This is a genomic window from Neorhizobium alkalisoli (assembly GCF_002968635.1).
Lineage (GTDB): Bacteria > Pseudomonadota > Alphaproteobacteria > Rhizobiales > Rhizobiaceae > Neorhizobium > Neorhizobium alkalisoli.
Genome location: NZ_PVBN01000015.1, coordinates 13306 through 32902, shown reverse-complemented (window position 1 = coordinate 32902; position 19597 = coordinate 13306). Strand labels below are relative to the sequence as shown.

Genomic DNA, 19597 nt, shown 5'->3' with positions numbered 1-19597 from the left:
CTTCAATACAGCCCGATTCCGCGGAGTTTCGAAGCGGCGGACGTTTGACGCACCGGGCGGACCTTTGCAACGGATGCCTGGACCGCCGCTTGGCGCTGCGGATGGGTGACAGTGACGAAATCCGTCCCCTTGCCGGTCTCAGGCCCGATACCCTGGTCGTTGATCGTCACCGATGTGCCGTCGGTCATGAGCGTCTCGATCCGGTCGCGGATATCGGCTGGGATCTCGATCCGGTCGAGAGCGCTGGCAGCGGTTGCCGGCGCGGAGCGATCTTCGGTGGCGGTGATGCCAAGCCGCTGCTCGGTTGCTTCGCCGAGTTGATTCGGCAGCGTCAGAGCGATCCATTCGGCGGTTTCGGCGTTACGCTCCACCTTGTCCACGGTAAAGAAATGGGTGCCGAGCGCGATTTCCGGATTCTTGATGCCGATCGGTGCTTCGAACAGCGGCTCGAAACTCCGCCGCACCATGATCTGCCCTGCAGGGGGCTGGGGTTTGCCGGCTGTTTCGTAAAGTGACGCCAGAAATTCGGGTGTCAGCAGCGGCCCCTTTTGGGAAAGCCCTTTCCAGCGCTTGAAGCCGGCAATGGCTTGTCGGGTGAGCGGCCCTGAATATCCGTCCGATCCGCCGGTCTCGAAACCCAAATCCTGAAGCAGCAACTGGGCATCCATCAGTGTCTCCCGTTCACCTCGACGGGTGATCAGGATCCGTAGCGGGGCAGCGTCAGGGTCTGCTGCGGCTATTGCGGGGGCGGGGACCGGATGCACGGCAGCAGGATTGCCCGGCACGACATTCATGGCTACTTCGATGGGCTTGTCGCCCGCGCGGATTGCGGAGGCTCGCAACTCGACGTCGGACATCAAAGGCCCGGTCGGAAGCGGTTTGCGGGGGCGAAACAGACCGGCATGGTCGATCCGCTCGGGCTCGACCGGCGCGTCGGTAATGATCACATGCGCGCCTTGCTCGGTCATCTGGAAGAGGGATTTTGCAAATGCGCCGGGCATGCGAACGCAGCCGTGCGACGCCGGATAGTTGGGTACGCTGTTGGATTCGTGGAGCGCTATACCCGACCATGTCAGCCGCTGCATCCAGGGCATCGGCGCATTCGAATAGATATTCGATTCGTGGTATTTGCGCTTTTCGAGGATCGAAAAGATGCCGCTCGGTGTCGCGTGGCCGGCCTTGCCTGTCGACACTTTCGAGGTGGTCACGACCTCGTCTCCGTCATAGACGACCAGCTGCTGCTTGTCCTTGGAAACGATGATCTGAAGTGTGCGGGCGCCTTCCGCCAAAGCCGGATGCGACAGCACGGTCGCCGACAAGAGCCCAATTCCGAACGCAATACGACGCAGCATGTCCCGACCCTATACGCAATACACAGGCGGCATATTAGCTAACGAGGTTTAACGAAGATTTTCCGTGGGGCGAAAAGTTCGAATGTGATGGTTGAAAACGGATCACATTTCATTGATCCCGACGGCGGTCCCCGAAGGTATAGCCGGTCTCCACCGCCGCCTTGCCAAACTTGTTGCGCAGCTTGTCCATCGCCGCTTCCGCCGCGGCGCGACGGCCGGACTGGCGGTCGACAAGGTCCGGCGGATCGGCAAGGGCCGGATCGCTAAGATCGGTGACGCCGATTCCGATCAGGCGAAATTTGGTGCCGTCGGTTTCCCGTTCCATCAAGGAGAGGCCGGTGCGGAAGATCCGGTCTGCAAGCTGCGTCGGATCCTCGAGCCGCCGGTTGCGTGTCCGGCTTTTGAAGTCTGCGGTCTTCATCTTAAGGACGACGGTTTGCCCGGCGATCCCATGTTTCTTCAGTCGAGCAGAGACCTTTTCGGAAAGCCGGCGCAGAATCGGCACCAGTTCATCGTGGCTCGAAATATCGTCGAAGAACGTCGTCTCGGCAGAGACGCTCTTTGCCGCCTCGTTCGGATGTACCTCACGGTCGTCCATGCCTCGCGCCAGGCGATAAAGGCGCTGACCCATGCTCCCGTAGCGGCGCATCAAGTCGCTCTCCTCCATCGTCTGAAGCTGACCGATGGTGCGGATGCCGTCAGCTTCGAGCGTGGCGTTGAAGGCCTTGCCCACTCCCCAAATGGTCGTCACCGGACGGGTTTTGAGGAATTCCAGGGCCTCCTCGCGGCCAATGACGGAAAACCCGCGTGGCTTGTTGAGATCGGAAGCAACCTTGGCGAGGAACTTGCAGTAGGAAAGGCCGATCGAGATCGTAATGCCGAGTTCGCTCTGCACCCGCGCAGCGAGCCTGGCAAGCGTGCGCGCCGGCGGGTCGTTATGCAGCCGCTGCGTTCCGGCCAGCTCGAGAAAGGCTTCATCGATGGAAAGTGGCTGAACCAATGGCGTCAGATCCATCATCATCTGCCGCACCTGACGCCCCACCTGTACATATTTCTCCATGTTCGGCCGGATGACGACCGCGTCCGGGCAGAGTTCGAGCGCCTTGAACATCGGCATGGCGGAGCGAACGCCGTTGATGCGCGCAATATAGCAGGCAGTCGAAACAACGCCCCGCTTGCCGCCGCCGATGATCACCGGCTTGTCCGCAAGATCCGGATTGTCGCGTTTTTCGACAGTGGCGTAGAAGGCGTCGCAATCGATATGCGCCAGCGTCAGCCCATAGAGTTCCTTGTGATAGACGAGGCGGGGACTGCCGCAACCGCGGCACCGGCGTGCTTCCCCCTTCTGCTCCGCAAGGCAGTCGCGACAAAAGCCGGGTGTCGTGTCTGGTGCAGATGTCATGGCTGGAACAAAGATTGAACATTGCGACCATAAGCCTTACGCTTATGAGTCTCAAGGGATATGCGAGACGGCATGGAACTCTTCGCAGCCTATCCACTGACGCCTGAGCGATGGGACGATTTCGTGGCGCTCTTCGGGCCGAGCGGCGCCTGTTATGGTTGCTGGTGTACCTATTTTCGAATGCCGGCAGCGGAACGAAAACTGCTTGACGGTGCGGCCAAGAAGGAATTCAGCCGCCGCCGGATCGAGACCGGACCGCCACCCGGCATGCTCGGGTATGTCGGCGGCCAGCCCGCCGCCTGGGTACAGGTGGGACCGCGTGCCGACGTTCCGCAATGGAACTCGCCTCGCACCGTGTCACGGCCGCTGGAGGCTGCGGAGGCGCAAGACCTGTCGGTCTGGGCGGTGAGCTGTTTCTTCATCGGCAACCGCCATCGCGGCAAGGGCAACAGTCATCGGATGGTGGATGTCGCGATCCGCTTTGCCCGGGAGAGCGGAGCGCGCATCCTCGAAGCCTGTCCCATGGAACAGGCGAAAACATCGAAATCGCCCGGTCTCTATGTCGGCTCGATGACGGTTTTTGCGGCCGCTGGGTTTTCGGAAGTTGCCCGCCGCAAGGATGGCCGCCCTCTGATGCGGCTTGAGCTCTGATATCAGGTGACCTCGGAACGGATATGCGCCTGGATGAGTTCTGCTGCATGAGGCCAGTCGATCGCCCGCACGATACCTTCAGCGGGTTTCGGAGCGAGGAGATGTAGCGGTGAGTCGGGCATCATATGAAGGAGGAGGCATGCGGGAACGTGATCCCGCACGGAATGGAGGTTGTGCGGCATGTCGTCGATGAAGACCGATGGGAGAGGGCGTTGCGCATGCAGCCGCTGCATGAGCGGGCCTTTTGGTTCCTCGGTGGCGATCAACGGGAAGAGCAATCCCAGCCGGTCGAGAAGGCGGCGGCGCTGTTCTCGGTAGCGCGGCGGCATCGCGGTCAGAAAAACGACGTCGGCATCCTTGGAGAGCGCTTCAAGCGTCTGGACGACGAGGTCCAAGGGGAATTGCCAGCTTTCCTGCGCCTCGAAAAAGGCCTCGATCAGCCGGCGGACATCCGCGTGTTCGAGGGTGACTTGTGATTCGACGGTGACGATGTTGCCGGTAAGTCGAAAGGAGCGAGGGAGGAGTTCATGGCCTTCCCCTCGTAGAAAGTCCTGGAAAGGAGCCGCGAAATGCAGCACCACGTCGTCCACATCGCAGACGACAAGCGGTCTGTCGCCGAGGCGCACATGCGATAGGTCAGGGAAGATGTCGAGGACCTCGGTCATCTAGTAATCGCCGGAACCGGGCTGAGGTCCGGCATAGTATTGCCAGGCCGCCGCCACGGTTTCCGGCTTGATATCCGTCGCCTCGCAGAACGCGAGCAATGTGGGCTCGTGACCCATCAGGAAGTCGATCATGCCCGCGAGAAAGCCTGGATCGTTGACGGCGTTACGCATTTGATTGGCTTGCAGGCCTGATAGAGCCAGAAAGCGCCCGAGCATCTCCGGCTCGTTGGCGAGCCAGCCGAGCACGGCCGCAGCCGTTTCCTCCGCGTTGGCCGCGCTGGTATTGGTTTTTGTCGGTTCGCGCCGCATCGTTTCAAGGTTACCTTTTCTTCAACCAAATCGTCATACCATGCCTAGAATAAGGCCTGTGGAATCGACCGTCGGCAGAGCTTATATACAGAAGGCACGCTTAAGGAACGGATCGCTATGCCCAAACGGGTCATGATCGTCGAGGACAACGAGCTGAACATGAAGCTCTTCCGCGACCTGATCGAAGCATCGGGATACGATACCATCCAGACCCGCAACGGCATGGAGGCGCTCGACCTCGCCCGCAAGCATCGGCCTGACCTCATTCTCATGGATATTCAGCTGCCGGAAGTCTCGGGCCTGGAAGTCACCAAATGGCTCAAGGAAGATGACGAGCTTCACATCATCCCGGTGATCGCCGTGACCGCCTTTGCCATGAAGGGAGACGAGGAACGGATTCGTCAGGGTGGTTGCGAAGCCTATGTCTCGAAGCCTATTTCGGTCCCGAAATTCATAGAGACGATCAAAACCTATCTGGGTGACGCGTGAAATCGGATCGGATGGCATGACCGCACGCCTGTTGGTAGTCGACGATATTCCGGCAAATGTGAAGCTGCTCGAAGCTCGGCTGCTCGCCGAGTATTTCGATGTGCTGACCGCCGATGACGGATACAAGGCGCTCGCGATCTGTGAAAGCACCCATGTCGACCTGATCTTGCTCGACATCATGATGCCCGGCATCGATGGTTTCGAGGTCTGCGAGCGGCTGAAGGCCAATCCGCGCACTGCCCATATTCCGGTCGTCATGGTCACCGCACTCGACCAACCTTCCGACAGGGTCCGCGGCCTCAAAGCCGGCGCCGATGACTTCCTCACCAAGCCGGTCAATGACTTGCAGCTCGTTTCCCGCGTAAAGAGCCTTGTAAGGTTGAAAGCGCTGACGGACGAGTTGCGCATCCGCGCGGACACGGCCCACAACATTGTGCTCGAAGACGTATTGAAGGGCGTGGACGGTCGCGAGGAGGCCGCCCAGGTTCTGCTGGTCGACAGCCGCGCAAGCTCGCAGGAACGGATCGTCAGGGCATTGAAGCCGGTCGCCGACGTCATTGCCATGTCCGATCCGCAGGCCGCGCTCTTCGAGGCCGCGGAAAATCCGGTCGACTTGGTCATCGTCAACGCCAATTTCGACGAATACGACCCATTGCGTCTCTGCTCGCAGCTCCGTTCGCTGGAGCGTACCCGCTTCCTCCCGCTGCTGCTGGTGACGGAGATGGGGGCCGACGACCTGATCGTTCGGGCGCTGGATCTCGGCGTCAATGATTATATCGTCCGGCCGCTCGACCCGAACGAGCTCATCGCCCGGGTCCTCACGCAGATCAAGCGCAAGCGCTACAACGACCGCCTGAGGATGAGCGTCCGCCAGACCATCGAGCTTGCTGTAACCGACGGGCTGACCGGCCTCAACAATCGCCGCTATCTCGACAACCATCTGAAGGTGCTGTTCAACCGCGCCGCGGCGCGGGGCCGGCCGCTCTCTGTCTGCATCACCGATATCGATCGCTTCAAGTCGGTCAACGATACCTATGGGCATGATGCCGGGGACGAGGTGCTGAGAGAGTTTGCAGCGCGCATACGCTCCACCGTCAGGGGAGCCGATCTTGCCTGCCGTTACGGCGGCGAGGAATTCGTGGTCGTCATGCCCGATACCGACGCCGTGGCCGCCACCGCCATAGCCGAACGCCTGCGCAGCATCATCGAAAGCCAGCCATTCACGCTGCAGGGTGCGGGCGCTGTCCTTAACGTCACCGCGTCGCTCGGGATTGCGTGCAACACATACGGGGCCGAAACCCCCGAGCAACTGTTGAAGCAGGCCGATCGGGCGCTCTACGAGGCCAAGAATGGCGGGCGCAATCGAGTGGTTGCCGCGGCCGCTTAAGAGAATCACCTGATTCTAAAATACGTGTGCGGACTGCTACGGATTTCGGAAATCCGGCAATCGCCGCTGTTCATCCCCCATTATTTCTCATTCGCACAAGGTTTTTACGGGTGGAATTTAATATAGAAAGATCCAGCGGGCAGCGGCCAGAAATCTTCTGGTTAGAGGGCTTCCAGAAGTCTTAAGCTGTATCGGCAAATCCCATTTGCCGAGTTGAGCCAAAATAACAGGCTCACCTCGCCTCAAGATTTCCGTATGGTTGAGGAAATCGGTCGATTGCCAAGGTCTATTCTTGGAAAAGGTGGATGGGTTGTTGAAAACTATTAAAGTAGAAAATACTGATTTTCGGCAATAACTATCGGTTTTCTTTAAGGAATTAGGTGGTGCGGAGATGTCTCGCCGCGAATTTTAACCAACAACACATCTGGATTGCACGACGAGTTAAGATTCTGTTGATTTTCTTTTCGTTTTGAGCAATTTTGGCCGCAACCGAAACTATGGCTTCCCTAAGGGGATCGTCATACCCCATGATGCTCAGGTCCGCCGCATCTCCTGGGTCGTGGGGTCGGTCGACTGGCAGGCATACCAAAGCGGTTCCTCGTGCCGTGATTGCAAGCTGGTCGACCCCCATTTAAAAGCGCCGCTTCCAATGTCATGGGAGGCGGCGCTTTTCTTTTGCGCGTTGTTTGTCACATTGATTTGAGCCGAGAAGGCTGAGCACAGGCCAAAATAAAAGGCGCCTGACCTGGCGGTCGGCGCCTCCTGGCAACCCTTGGATCAAGTCTTACTTGATCTTGGTTTCCTTGAATTCAACGTGCTTCTTGGCAACCGGGTCGTACTTGGTCTTTGTCATCTTGTCCGTCATCGTACGGCTGTTCTTCGTCGTGACGTAGAAGAATCCGGTGTCAGCCGTCGACAGCAGCTTGATCTTGATGGTCGTAGCTTTCGCCATGGTCGTTCTGCCTCTAAAAAAATGAAGCCGTGGACGCGGGTGAGCTCCACGGCAAAATCTGGCGCGAAATTACAAATCGCGCCCGAAAAGTCAACCTCGTTTTGACCGGAAAAGTAAGCGGAAGCCCGAAACCACCACATAGAAGCCGAAGAAAGCGGCAAGTGCCCAGGCAAAACCGTCGTTACCACCGATGTCCATCGCGGCCCCGATGCTCTGTGGTCCAGCGACTGTACCGACCGCATAGCAGAAGATAAATGCGGCATTGGCGGCTGCAAGATCCGGACCGCTTAGCCTTGCCCCGAGATGCGCCAGACCCACCGTATAGAGCCCGGACACACAGCCGCCCCAGAAAAACAGGACCACGGCCATCAGGATCCAGTTCTCGATCAACAAGGGCAGCACGAGCGAGCCGGCGACTCCCAACGCTGCCATGGCTGTCAGAAGGGGGCGCCGGTCGCGCAATTTGTCGGAAATCAGGCCGAGTGGGATCTGGAACGCCATGTTGCCGATTCCCATCACGGTCAGAAGCACCGCGGCCTGCTGCTCGCTCAATTGCTCACGAAGCGCGTAGATCGGGAAAAGAGACAAGCCGCCTGCCGAAACGGCTCCGAATGCGAAGACGGCTGCGGTCGCCGTTGGCACCAGAAAAATATAGTGGAAGAAATGCCGGTCCGGTTTGGTGTCGAGCACCGGACTTTCGTGCCGGGCGATGAAGATCGGGATCACAGCGAGCATGATGATGCCGGCACCCACCAGGAAGGGCAGGATGCCATCGCTGCCGAGTGCCGAGAAGAGCAGGGGGCCGCTCGCAAAGCCTATGGCCAGAACGGTTGCGTAGATCCCCAGCACCAGCCCGCGTCGCCGCGGAGGTGCGGCCTCGTTGATCCAGAATTCCGACAGGATGAAGAGCGTGGTCGTCGCGCCGTGGAACGTGAACCGGAGCGGGAACCACATCCAGAAGGCGTCAGCGTAATAGAAGCCGATAGCGCTCAGTGCCGCCACCACGACGGCGAATATCATGGTCCTGGCGACACCGTAGTCATGCGCGAGTTTGGTCGTGACGGGCGCGGCAAGCATTGAAGCGACGCCGGCCATGGCCGCATTGAGGCCGATCAGCGTCGAGGGAATTCCCCGTTTTTCCAGAATGATGCTGAGAAGAGGCAGACCCAGCCCGATTGCAATTCCGACTGCACTGATGGCGGCAATCGCAGCTACAAGCGAAGGCCAGTGGATTCGCTCGACATGGCCGTTGGCGTCGGTCGTCGGCTGGGGCATTCGATATTCCTTACAGTCGGCTGCGGACGAATCGTCCATGACGCATGAAGTAGAAGGACACCGGATTTCCGAACGACAAAGAGGGATCGGCTGTCATGAGATTTTTCACGTCCTCCAAGACCGACTTCGTAATGGCCGGGAGTTTCAGACCGGAAAGGTCGGCGATGTCAAGCCAGCGCACGTCCTGAAGTTCGCTTGAATCTCCCAAACGGCTCATGTCGAAGGGAGTCTCGTCGGAAAAGGCGAGGAAGAAGCGCGTGTCGTAGCGCCGCAGGTTACCGGGGGGAGTTATCGCGCGTGCGACATAACGCAGACGCGAAAGGTCTGGTGCCGTTCTGCTGGCGATTCCCGTCTCCTCATGGAGTTCCCGCAGGGCGGCAAGCGCGAGCGCCCGTGCGCGATTTCGGGTGAGGCCGGACGATGCGCCAACGAGGAGCTTTTCGAGAACGAGGGTATCGAGATCGGCACTGAAGGGGAGTGCATGATCCCGGGCGTCCCGCCGCCCGCCGGGAAAGACGTAAACATCCGGCATGAAGACATGGCCGCTGCCACGCCGGCCCACCAGCACTCGGGCACCGCCTGCGGAGCGATCAATCAGGATGAGCGACGCTGCATCTTTCGGCCTCACCCCGGCAACGTGCGCATGCTTCAGTGCGTCCATTGCCGACGGCATCTGTTCCTCGGCAGAGGAAATCATGCGATCGGCCCGCCGCGGCCGGGATCGGCCACCTCGTTGTCCTCACCGCCGAAGCCGTGCATCTTCAGCGCCCATTGCAGCCCGATGACGCCGCCTTTGATCGGCTGGATGGTCACCAGCGCGGCGAGAACGGCAAGCGGCACCCAGATCGCCAGGTGCACCCACGGGGAAACGAGGAAGACCATGTCGGTCAGCATATAACCCGTAAGCAGAACGTGCCCGACAACGACGATGACCAGATAAGCCGGCAGATCGTCGGCGCGGTGGTGGGAAATGTCTTCGCCACAGACGGCGCAGGCATCCACCGGTTTCAGGAAGGCCCGGAAAAGACGGCCGGTCCCGCAATTGGGACAGCGGTTCAGCATACCCCGTTTTACCGAGCGTCCCAGGGGCCTTCCGGCCTCTCCGGCGCTTCCGTATCGGACCGTCTGCTCGTCCAGTCTTTCCATTCTATCTCCTCCGGCCGCTGCGTGGCGGCCGCGTACCGGGCTTGGCCCGGCCGGTGGATCGGTCGCGCCGCCCCGACTTGTGGAAGGAGCGGGTCGCTGTCGGCAGCTTTTTGCCTTCGCTCAGCATTTCGAACTGTAGCGAACCGGCAAGCGGGATTGCTTGCACAAGTTTCACGTCGACAGTATCGCCGAGCTGATAACCTACTCCCGTCTTCTCGCCAGACAGCGCCTGATGCGCCTCGTCGTAGATGAAGTAGTCGTTGCCGAGGGTGGATATAGGGATGAAACCGTCGGCGCCATAGGTCGGAAGCGAGACAAATAGTCCCGCCTTCGTGACGCCGGAAACGCGACCTTCGAATTCCTCGCCGATCCGTTCGCTGAGATGATGAGCAATCAGCCGGTTGATCGTGTCACGTTCGGCCGCCATGGCACGGCGCTCGAAGGTCGAAATTTCGGCGGCGATATCGTCGAGCTGCGCCTCTTCGTCCGGCGTGATTCCCCCTTCGCCGAGCCCCAGGGAGCCAACGAGCGCGCGATGCACGATCAGATCCGCATAACGGCGGATCGGGGAGGTGAAATGCGCGTATTTCATCAGGTTGAGGCCGAAATGGCCGATATTCTCGGGACTGTAGATCGCCTGGCTCTGGGAGCGCAGCACCATCTCGTTGACCATGGTCTGATGCGGCGTATCGAGCGCGCGTGCGAGGATGCCGTTGAAGGAATTGGCCCGCAATTGACCGCCTTGGGCCATCGAAATGCCGATCGTCGCCAGAAACTCCCTCAGGGCCTCCTGTTTGGAGAGCGCCGGCGTGTCGTGAACGCGGTAGACCAGCGGCTGACGCTTCTTTTCGAGGGTCTCGGCAGCGGCGACGTTTGCCTGGATCATCATCTCTTCGATCAGCTTGTGCGCGTCGAGGCGTTCCGGCACATGAACCCGATCGACCGTGCCGTCGGGTTTCAGGATGATCTTGCGTTCCGGCATGTCCAGTTCGAGAGGCTGACGGCGGTCCCGGCCGCGTTTCAGGATGCGGTAGGCGTGCCAGAGAGGCTTGAGGACCGGCTCCAGCAGCGGCCCCGCCTTGTCGTCGGGCTTGCCGTCAATCGCCGCTTGCGCCTGTTGATATGAGAGCTTGGCGGCGCTCTTCATCATCACGCGGTGGAACGTGTGGCCGGCCTTGCGGCCTTCCTTGGAGAAAACCATGCGCACGGCAAGTGCGGGCCGATCCTCGCCTTCGCGCAGCGAGCAGAGGTCGTTCGAGATGCGCTCCGGCAGCATCGGCACGACGCGGTCCGGAAAATAAACGGAATTGCCGCGCTTCAGCGCTTCCCGGTCCAGCGGCGAACCGGTGCGGACATACCAGGAAACATCGGCAATCGCGACCGTGACGATCACGCCGTCCGGATTGTCCGGAGAGGGGTCCGGTTCGGCATAGACCGCGTCGTCGTGGTCCTTGGCATCGGCCGGGTCGATGGTGATGAGCGGAAGATCGCGCCAGTCTTCCCGGCGGGACATGGTTGCAGGCTTGGCGGCCTCGGCTTCATTGAGAACCGCCTGGGGAAAAATATGCGGAATGCCATGAGAGTAAATGGCGATCATCGAGATCGCCTTTTCCGACCCGACGGAGCCGATCACGGAAAGCACGCGGGCGCGGGGAAGGCCGAAACGGCCTGAACGGACGACTTCGGTCTCGACCAGGTCTCCGTCCTTGGCTTCGCCAATATCGGCGCTCTCGATTACCATTTCCTCGCCCCGCCGGTCGGTCGGCAGCAGGCGCAGTTCGCCATCGGCGAGTTTTTTGACGACGCCGAGCGAGGCACCGCGGCGCTTGTCGATAATCTTGATAACGCGGGCGGTATAGGCTGGGCCGGAACGATCCTTGTTCGGGAAGATTTTTGCCAGCACCCGGTCGTTGAGGCCTGCGGCCGGCGTCTTGCCCTTGCCACGGTTTTCCGAAGATTGCCGGATGAGGACAGCGGGCGCCGCGCCCTGTTCTTCCGGCCATTCGGCGGGACGGCCGATCAATTCGCCATCCTTGTCGCGGGTGGTGATGTCGAGCACCGTCACCGGCGGCAATGCGCCGGGACGCGTCAGCGACTTGCGGTTCTTGGTGAGAAGACCTTCCTCCTCCAGCGTCCGCAGAAGATCCTTCAGCTCGACACGCGTTTCCCCCTTGAGGCCGAAGGCTTTGGCAATCTCTCGCTTCGAGGCCTTGTCGGGGTTTTCGGCGATGAATTCGAGCAGGGCCTCCCTGGGAGGCACCGCGCCATGAATGATCACGGGCTTGTCGCCGGCAGAAGAGGTTGCACCGCCGGCAGCTCTGTCCTGCCGCTTGCCGTGGTGTCTCGATCTGTCGCGCGGTTCTCTCACGTGCCCGTCTTCTTCGCCTTGGGCGCCGCCTTTTTGGCTGGCGCTTTTGCCTTTGCTTTCGGCGCAGCCTTCTTGGTGTCAGCGCCCGCCTTGGCGGCTGCCTTCTTGGGCTTGGCCTTGCCCGAAGGCGCCTTGCCACCCTTTTCAACAATCAGCGCGATCGCCTGCTCCAGGGTTACTCCTTGCGGGTCCATACCCTTCGGCAGTGTGGCATTCACCTTGCTCCAGTTCACGTAAGGACCGTAGCGGCCATCACGTACGGTGATCGGTCCGCCATCGGGATGGTCTCCGAGTTCCTTCAGAGCCGCAGGCGTGCCTCGGGTTCGTCCACCCGCGGCACCCTTGCTCTGCTTGTCCGCAAGCACGGTCACAGCTCGGTTCAGCCCGATGGTGAAGACGTCCTCGACCGATTCCAGGTTCGCGTAGGTGCCATCATGCAGCACGAACGGGCCGTAGCGGCCGATGCCCGTCGAGATCATCTTGCCGGATTCGGGATGTTTGCCCACGTCGCGCGGCAAGCCGATCAGAGCGAGCGCCTTCTCGTGATCGATCTCCTCCGGCTTCCAGCCCTTGGGCAGGGAGGACCGTTTGGCATCCTTGCCTTCGCCGCGTTGGATATAGGGGCCGAACCGACCGGAACGCAGCGTCAGCTGCTCGCCGGTATGAGGGTCGGCGCCCAGCGCCTTGGGTTCGTTCAGCCCGTTCGCTTCCGCCTCAGCGCCGCCTTCCGAGGAAAGCTGGCGCGTATAGTTGCATTCGGGGTAATTCGAGCAGCCGACGAAGGCGCCGTATTTGCCGAGTTTCAGCGATAGCTGGCCGGTGCCGCAGACCTGACAGACGCGCGGGTCGCTGCCGTCCTCCCGTTTCGGGAAGACGAGCGGGGCCAAAGCCTCGTTCAGCGCATCCAGCACGTTGGTGACACGCAGCTCCTTGGTGTCCTCGATCTGGGCGAAGAAATCCTGCCAGAATTCGCGCAGGACCTGTTTCCAATCGAGTTCACCGGCCGAAATCTTGTCGAGCTTCTCTTCAAGGTCGGCGGTAAAGTCATATTCCACGTATTTGGTGAAGAAGCTCTCGAGGAAGGCGGTTACGAGACGGCCCTTCGCCTCGGGTACGAGCTTGCGTTTGTCGATCGTGACATATTCGCGGTCGCTCAGGGTCTTCAGCGTTGCCGCATAGGTGGAGGGCCGGCCGATGCCGAGCTCTTCCATCTTCTTGATCAGCGATGCTTCCGAATAACGCGGCGGCGGCTCGGTGAAGTGTTGGCTGGCATTCACCTTGCTCTTGTCGAGCTTTTCGCGTGCATTGATTTCGGGGAGCCGGCCGTCGTCTTCATCGTCGTCGCCTTTTTCACCGTCTTCGCGCTGATCCATATAGGCGCCAAGGAAGCCGTCGAACCGGATGACGGAGCCTACCGCTCTGAGACCGGCCCGCTGGCCGTTGTTATCCGCAAGGATCTCGACTGTGGTGCGCTCGATTTCGGCGGATGCCATCTGGCTCGCGATCCCGCGCTTCCAGATCAATTCGTAGAGCCGGGCCTGATCGGCATCGAGGTAGCGGCGCACCGTGTCCGGCGAGCGGTTGAAATCGGTCGGACGAATGGCTTCGTGGGCTTCCTGCGCGTTCTTCGCCTTGGTGGAATAGAAGCGTGGCTTTTCAGGCAGATACCGGTTTCCGAATTGGTCAGCGATGGCGAGACGGGCGCCCTCGATCGCTTCCGGAGCCATCTGCACGCCGTCAGTACGCATATAGGTGATGAGACCGACTGTTTCACCACCTATGTCGACGCCTTCATAGAGCTTCTGCGCAACCTGCATGGTGCGCGAGGCATTGAAGCCGAGATTGGAGGACGCAGCCTGTTGCAGGGTCGAGGTGGTGAAGGGCGGGCCAGGATTGCGTTTGACGGGCTTTGCCTCGACCGTGTCAACGGTATAGGCAGCGCCATCGAGAAGCGCCTTCAGTCGATTGGCGTCCTCGCCATTCTTGATGGAGCGGTTCTGCAGGCGTTTCCCGTCGGCAGAAACGAGGCGCGCCTCGAATTCGTCGCCGCGCGGGGTGCGCAGCAGGGCGGACAGGTTCCAGTACTCTTCCGAAACGAACCGTTCGATTTCCGATTCGCGATCGCAGACGAGCCGCAGCGCGACCGACTGAACACGGCCTGCCGAGCGCGCGCCGGGCAGCTTGCGCCAGAGAACCGGCGAAAGATTGAAGCCTACCAGATAATCGAGCGCACGGCGGGCGAGATAAGCGTCGACCAGAGGCACGTCGATATCGCGCGGATTGGCCATGGCGTCGAGCACGGCCTTCTTGGTGATGGCGTTGAAGACCACCCGCTTGACCGGCTTGTCGCCGATCACCCGTTTTTTCGTCAGAAGATCGAGCACATGCCAGGAGATGGCTTCACCCTCGCGATCCGGGTCGGTCGCCAGGAACAGTCCGTCCGAACCCTTCACTGCGTCTGCGATATCCTTCATGCGCTTCTGAGACGCGCTATCGACTTCCCAGGACATTTCGAAATCCTGGTCGGGAAGCACCGAACCGTCCTTGGCTGGAAGATCGCGCACGTGGCCGAAAGAGGCGAGAACCTTGTAGCCTGAACCGAGATACTTATTGATCGTCTTGGCTTTGGCTGGAGATTCTACAACAACAACATTCATCTTTTTTCTCTGAATAGAGGCTTCACCCGGCAGCGTTCGCGGCCAGGCGGAAATCTTGACCTCCCGACATGGAGGGCGTTTGCCCCGCGGTCAAGAGGCGATCGTCAAAATCGGGATACAACGGAATGCAACCTGAAGAAGATTTTCAATTAGTTGCAATCTTAAATAAATCCTATATGGTCGGTTGCATATGCTGCTATGCGTGGCATCCAACCCGCCGCGTTGTTCGACAGGAATGGAAGATGGTCCCTCAAAATGAGATGAACGGCCGGCGTGACGAGAATACCAGAGAGAACATTGCCTATATCCGGCAGATGCTTGGAGAACTGAGGCAGGTTGCTCTGGGGGAGGGGGCGGATATGCTCTGCTACCTGATCGAGATGGCTTATGTCGAAGCCGGTGATGTTCAGGCGGGACGCCGTCCCCGGTCACTCCTCCATCGCGAGCGAGACAAGTCCCCCAACATGTCTGTGTAGGCGGCCGGCCAGATCGAGTTCCAGCAGGATCAGATATACGGATGAGGCAGGCAGCCCTGTATGCCGGATGATGTCGTCCACCTCAACCGGCGTCGGCCCGAGCGCAGAAACGATCCTTGCGCGATCGTCGTCATCGGGCGGCAGCATGTTGCCGCTCGTCTTTTCCGGTTCTTCCACGACCGATCCGCCGAAAAGGTCAAGCTGCGAAAGTGGCGCCAGTGCCTCGATGACGTCGGCCGAGCCGGTGGTCACCGTGGCGCCCTGTTTGAGCAGGCCATTGGTGCCGTGGCACCTGGGGTCGAGCGGAGAGCCGGGAACGGCAAAGACCAGTCGGCCGAAATCGGTGGCAATTCGCGCAGTAATGAGTGAGCCGGAGCGCTCCGCCGCTTCCACCACGACGACACCGAGCGAGATGCCGGCGATCAATCGATTGCGGCGGGGAAAATCCCGGGCACGAGGCTCCCAGCCGAAGGGCATTTCGCTGACCGCCAGCCCAGCGCCGTCGGTGATCTCCTCGAGAAGCGGAATGTTTTCCGGCGGGTAAGGGTGATCGAGCCCCCCGGCAAGCACGGCGATCGTCCCGGTATCCAGGCTCGCACGATGGGCCGCCGTATCGATCCCGCGCGCAAGGCCGGACGTCACCGTATAGCCGGCACGGCCGCAATCACGGGCAATCATTGCCGCGAACTTGGAGCCGGCAATCGAGGCATTGCGCGATCCCACGATGCCGACCGAAGGGCGCGTTGCTGCCGAGAGATGGCCCTTGACTGCCAGTAGCGGTGGGGCGCCATCGATCTGGCGAAGCGCCGGCGGGTAGTCCGGCTCGCCGATGCCGACAAAGCGTGCGCCGTGGCGACGGGCGGCTTCGAGCTCGCTTTCTGCTTCTGCGACCGTGGCAATGCGGATCGCTCTCGCCGCGCCGCCGCGTCGGGAAAGTTCCGGCAGCATGGCGAGGGCGTTTTCAGCCGAGCCGCAATGGTTGATGAGGTCGCGAAAGGTCGCGGGGCCGACATTGTCGGAGCGGATCAGCCTGAGCCAGGCGATTCTCTGTCTTTCCGTCAGCGCAATCCCAATCCGCCTCGCGCTGCCGTCCATTCGCCTATCCCTTTTGGCCGATCTTGCTTTCGGTGCCGGCGATTAGCCGCTTGATATTGGTTTCGTGCTTCCACCAGGAGATGACGGTCATGATCGCCATGATCAGTGCAATCTTTGGCTCACCTATGAACCACAGCACAACCGGTATGACAAGAGTTGCAACCAGAGCGGACAGCGAGGAATATTTGCTGAGTTTGGCGGTTGCGAGCCAGATCCCAGCGAAGACGAGAACCATCAACGGCGCAACGCCGAGCAGCGTGCCGATATAGGTCGCGACGCCCTTACCGCCCTTGAAGCCGAGCCAGACGGGGAAGAGATGTCCCAGGAAAGCTGCAAAGCCTGCCAGCAATCCCGCTTCGTCACCAAAGAAGTACCAGCCGATCAACGCCGCGGCAGTGGCTTTCAGCGCATCGAGCAGAAGGGTTGCAGCCGCGAGCTTCTTGTTGCCGGTGCGCAGGACGTTCGTCGCGCCGATATTGCCGGAACCGATCGAACGAATATCGCCAAGACCCGCCGCCCGGGTGAGAATGAGGCCGAAAGGAATGGAACCGAGCAGGTAGCCGCAGACCAGAGCGGCCAGCGCTATGGGCATGGTGATCTGCCAGTTAAGAAGCGTATCCAAGATCCCTCACATTGTTAAGGTCTAACCGGCATGAACATTGTAAACAAGAGTAATGCCGTCGGGGGCCAGCGTGCCGGCGTATTGTTTCAGAAAATCTTCCACTCCCAGGGGAGGCGGGTAGCGTAGAACGATCTCGATTGTGATATTTTCTAAAGTCGTGTTTGGGTATTTCTGCCGGAATGTATCGCTTTCGGCGATATCGAGGTAGAATTTTATCTTTCGGAGAAGAGCATTGAGGTGATCCGTTATCACTTCATCATTCGTCCACGCGAGCCCATCGATGATAACCATCCTGAGATCGCCGTTTTCATAGGGTACCTCAATATCGATCACGCCAAGATCGTCTACTGCCAAAGTATTCTCCTCAGAGACTAAACACCGCTCTACCGTTAATATAAGTTGTCACAGCGCGACCTGAGAACCGCGCGTCCTCGAAAGGCGTATTCTTCGAACGGGACAAAAGCATATCCTTCGACACGATCCAAGGCTCGTCGAGGTCGATCAGCGTGATATCCGCCTTGGCCCCCGGTTTCAGCGTACCGGCGTCGAGACCGAAAATCTGCGCGGGTCGGGTCGACATGGCGTCGATCAGGCGCATCAAGGGCACGCGGCCGTCGTGATGCAGGCGGAGTGCTGCGGCGAGCATCGTCTCTAGCCCGATCGCGCCGTCGGCGGCGTCGGCAAAGGGAAGGCGCTTGGTGTCGACGTCCTGCGGATCGTGCGACGAAACGATGATGTCGATCGTGCCGTCGGCAATCGCATCGGCCATTGCGACACGATCGTCTTCGGAGCGCAGTGGCGGCGAAAGTTTGAAGAACGTACGGTACTCGCCGATGTCGTTCTCGTTGAGCGACAGATGATTGATCGATACGCCGCAGGTGACGTTCGCGCCGCGCGAGCGGGCGACACGAACCGCCTCGGCCGATTCCGCTACCGAGATCTTGGCCGCGTGATACTTGGCACCGGTCAGACCGGCGATCCGCAAATCCCGTTCGAGCGGGATGATCTCCGCTTCCTTCGGAACACCCGACAGACCGAGCCAGCTCGCGAAGAGGCCCTCGTTCATGACCCCGTTGCCGAGATATCTCTCGCGTAATTCGAGCGCTATGACCGCATCGAACTCGCGCGCATAGGTCATGGCGCGGCGAAGAAGCAGGCTGTCGGAAAGACCGTGGCGACCGTTGGTGAAGGCGACGGCACCGGATTGCTGCAATAGGCCGATCTCTGTCATCTCTTGGCCGGCGAGGCCCTTGGTCAGCGCCGCGGCCGGATGAACGTTGACCAGTGCCTTGTCTCGCGCCGTCTTCTGCACGAACTCGATCAGCGCAATATCATCCAGCACCGGATCCGTGTCCGGCATCATGATGAAGGAGGTGACGCCTCCGGCGGCTGCCGCCCGGCTTGCTGATTCGATCGTCTCGGTGTGTTCGGCGCCGGGTTCGCCCACATAGACGCGGGCGTCCACCAAGCCCGGCGTCGCGACGAGACCCGTGCAGTCCTTGATCGTTGCGCCGTCAGGCGCGCCCTGGTTCTGGGCACCCTTGCCGGCGGCGAGGATACGGCCGTCGTCGCCGATGATGATCGTGCCGGTCTCATCAAGATTGCGCGAGGGGTCGATGAGGCGGAGGTTCTTCAGAACTGTCGCGGTCATGCGCGCTCTCCCTGGTTATGAGAGACGAGCAGAGCCTCCATCACAGCCATGCGGACCGCGACCCCCATTTCCACCTGTTGCTCGATGACGCTTTGCGGCCCATCGGCAACCTCGGAGGCAATCTCCACGCCGCGGTTCATCGGGCCCGGATGCATGACGAGTGCGTCCTCTTTGGCCGCTTTGAGTTTTTCCGCATCGAGACCGTAGAAGCGGAAATACTCGCGCACGGAAGGCACGAATGCGCCGGCCATGCGTTCGCGCTGCAGGCGCAGCATCATCACCACATCCGCATCCTTCAGACCTTCCTCCATCGAGTGGAAGACCTCCACACCCATCTCCCGGATGCCGGAGGGCAATAGCGTGGACGGTGCGACCACCCGAACCCGAGCGCCCATCGCGTTGAGCAAAAGGATATTCGAGCGGGCGACACGCGAGTGCAACACGTCGCCGCAGATCGCCACGATGATGCGTGACAGCTTTCCTTTGGCGCGACGAATCGTCAGCGCGTCGAGCAGCGCCTGGGTCGGGTGCTCGTGCTGGCCGTCACCTGCGTTGACGACCGAGCAAGCCACCTTCTGGGCAAGCAGCGCGGCTGCGCCCGCCGAGGAATGGCGCAGCACCAGTACGTCAGGACGCATCGCGTTGAGCGTCATCGCCGTGTCGATCAGGGTCTCGCCTTTTTTCACCGACGAATTGCCCACCGACATATTCATCACATCGGCGCCCAGCCGCTTGCCGGCGAGTTCGAAGGAGGACTGGGTGCGGGTAGAAGCCTCGAAGAAGAGGTTGATCTGGGTAAGGCCGCGTAAGGTGGACGTCTTCTTTTCCCGCTGGCGGGAAATCTTCACGGCCTCGTCGGCCTTGTCGAGAAGAAAGGTGATGTCCTGTTCGGTGAGGCCCTTGATGCCAAGGAGATGGCGATGGGGGAAGAAGACCATAAGATCATGTCTCCGCTTGCGTTCGGCGGTCTATAAGGTCTGACGGTGAAGGTCGCAAGCGGAAGAAAGGGTTATCTTGCTGCTTGTTCGAGCCGCCGCGGCAAGTCTCCCGTTACCGGCGCGGCGGCCATTTGTGCAGAACGGCTGAAATCGTTAAAGGCT

At 60.4% G+C, this 19597-nt stretch carries 19 protein-coding genes; 4 read left to right on the top strand and 15 right to left on the bottom strand.

Going from position 1 to position 19597, the window contains the following annotated elements; translation table 11 throughout:
* Nucleotides 1–2: 2 nt before the first annotated feature.
* Nucleotides 3–1352 carry a L,D-transpeptidase family protein gene (locus C5L13_RS25270; RefSeq protein WP_105386043.1) on the bottom strand — a complete coding sequence of 450 codons (1350 nt, stop codon included), beginning with the start codon at nucleotides 1350–1352 and terminating at the stop codon, nucleotides 3–5.
* A gap of 109 nt (nucleotides 1353–1461) precedes the next feature.
* Complete coding sequence (locus C5L13_RS25265) at nucleotides 1462–2754, bottom strand: DNA polymerase IV (protein WP_105386042.1); 1293 nt, start codon at nucleotides 2752–2754, stop codon at nucleotides 1462–1464.
* 72 nt (nucleotides 2755–2826) lie between these two features.
* Here C5L13_RS25265 and C5L13_RS25260 point away from each other — a divergent pair, with 72 nt between their 5' ends.
* Nucleotides 2827–3405 (top strand): GNAT family N-acetyltransferase, encoded by a 579-nt coding sequence (locus tag C5L13_RS25260; protein ID WP_170117327.1) that lies wholly within the window; start codon nucleotides 2827–2829, stop codon nucleotides 3403–3405.
* A 2-nt stretch (nucleotides 3406–3407) separates the two neighbouring features.
* Here the strand turns inward: C5L13_RS25260 and C5L13_RS25255 are convergent, their stop codons facing one another.
* Both C5L13_RS25255 and C5L13_RS25250 read right to left on the bottom strand, forming a co-directional pair.
* Nucleotides 3408–4070, bottom strand: a complete 663-nt coding sequence (locus tag C5L13_RS25255) for a hypothetical protein (RefSeq protein WP_105386040.1) — start codon at nucleotides 4068–4070, stop codon at nucleotides 3408–3410.
* Entirely contained in the window at nucleotides 4071–4379 is a 309-nt protein-coding gene (locus C5L13_RS25250) for a DUF3572 domain-containing protein (protein WP_105386039.1), read from the bottom strand.
* Between the two features lie 117 nt (nucleotides 4380–4496).
* On the opposite strand from C5L13_RS25250, the gene C5L13_RS25245 reads away from it, so the two are divergent.
* Nucleotides 4497–4868, top strand: a complete 372-nt coding sequence (locus tag C5L13_RS25245) for a response regulator (RefSeq protein ID WP_085423079.1) — start codon at nucleotides 4497–4499, stop codon at nucleotides 4866–4868.
* A gap of 16 nt (nucleotides 4869–4884) precedes the next feature.
* Entirely contained in the window at nucleotides 4885–6255 is a 1371-nt protein-coding gene (locus C5L13_RS25240) for a PleD family two-component system response regulator (protein ID WP_105386135.1), read from the top strand.
* A gap of 784 nt (nucleotides 6256–7039) precedes the next feature.
* Here C5L13_RS25240 and rpmG read toward each other — a convergent pair.
* The 6 genes from rpmG to topA form a co-directional block, all read right to left on the bottom strand.
* On the bottom strand, nucleotides 7040–7207 hold the full coding sequence (gene rpmG / locus C5L13_RS25230) for a 50S ribosomal protein L33 (RefSeq protein WP_003547442.1): 168 nt from the start codon (nucleotides 7205–7207) through the stop codon (nucleotides 7040–7042).
* Between the two features lie 90 nt (nucleotides 7208–7297).
* A complete protein-coding gene (locus C5L13_RS25225) occupies nucleotides 7298–8482 on the bottom strand; it encodes an MFS transporter (protein WP_105386037.1) in 1185 nt (394 codons plus the stop codon).
* 10 nt (nucleotides 8483–8492) lie between these two features.
* The gene (locus C5L13_RS25220; RefSeq protein ID WP_245571468.1) at nucleotides 8493–9143 is read right to left on the bottom strand and encodes an NUDIX hydrolase; all 651 of its coding nucleotides are present in this window, start codon (nucleotides 9141–9143) and stop codon (nucleotides 8493–8495) included.
* A gap of 32 nt (nucleotides 9144–9175) precedes the next feature.
* The gene (locus tag C5L13_RS25215) at nucleotides 9176–9628 is read right to left on the bottom strand and encodes a DUF983 domain-containing protein (protein ID WP_105386035.1); all 453 of its coding nucleotides are present in this window, start codon (nucleotides 9626–9628) and stop codon (nucleotides 9176–9178) included.
* Nucleotide 9629: 1 nt separating this feature from the next.
* Entirely contained in the window at nucleotides 9630–11906 is a 2277-nt protein-coding gene (gene rnr, locus C5L13_RS25210; RefSeq protein WP_245571467.1) for a ribonuclease R, read from the bottom strand.
* Nucleotides 11907–11992: 86 nt separating this feature from the next.
* Nucleotides 11993–14653: a type I DNA topoisomerase gene (topA, locus tag C5L13_RS25205; protein WP_105386033.1), complete on the bottom strand. Its 2661-nt coding sequence runs from the start codon at nucleotides 14651–14653 to the stop codon at nucleotides 11993–11995.
* 242 nt (nucleotides 14654–14895) lie between these two features.
* On the opposite strand from topA, the gene C5L13_RS25200 reads away from it, so the two are divergent.
* A complete protein-coding gene (locus C5L13_RS25200) occupies nucleotides 14896–15129 on the top strand; it encodes a hypothetical protein (RefSeq protein WP_105386032.1) in 234 nt (77 codons plus the stop codon).
* Here C5L13_RS25200 and dprA read toward each other — a convergent pair.
* The 5 genes from dprA to C5L13_RS25175 are packed head-to-tail and all read right to left on the bottom strand — an operon-like array spanning nucleotide 15082 to nucleotide 19435.
* Nucleotides 15082–16224, bottom strand: a complete 1143-nt coding sequence (dprA, locus tag C5L13_RS25195) for a DNA-processing protein DprA (protein ID WP_105386031.1) — start codon at nucleotides 16222–16224, stop codon at nucleotides 15082–15084. The genes C5L13_RS25200 and dprA overlap by 48 nt on opposite strands.
* A 4-nt stretch (nucleotides 16225–16228) precedes the next feature.
* Entirely contained in the window at nucleotides 16229–16816 is a 588-nt protein-coding gene (gene plsY / locus C5L13_RS25190; protein WP_407070476.1) for a glycerol-3-phosphate 1-O-acyltransferase PlsY, read from the bottom strand.
* Between the two features lie 51 nt (nucleotides 16817–16867).
* Complete coding sequence (locus C5L13_RS25185; RefSeq protein ID WP_105386029.1) at nucleotides 16868–17200, bottom strand: DUF6572 domain-containing protein; 333 nt, start codon at nucleotides 17198–17200, stop codon at nucleotides 16868–16870.
* A 10-nt stretch (nucleotides 17201–17210) separates the two neighbouring features.
* Nucleotides 17211–18497: a dihydroorotase gene (locus tag C5L13_RS25180; RefSeq protein ID WP_105386028.1), complete on the bottom strand. Its 1287-nt coding sequence runs from the start codon at nucleotides 18495–18497 to the stop codon at nucleotides 17211–17213.
* Nucleotides 18494–19435, bottom strand: coding sequence for an aspartate carbamoyltransferase catalytic subunit (locus C5L13_RS25175; protein WP_105386027.1), 942 nt, complete (start codon nucleotides 19433–19435; stop codon nucleotides 18494–18496). Before C5L13_RS25175 ends, C5L13_RS25180 begins: the two co-directional genes overlap by 4 nt.
* Nucleotides 19436–19597 lie beyond the last annotated feature (162 nt).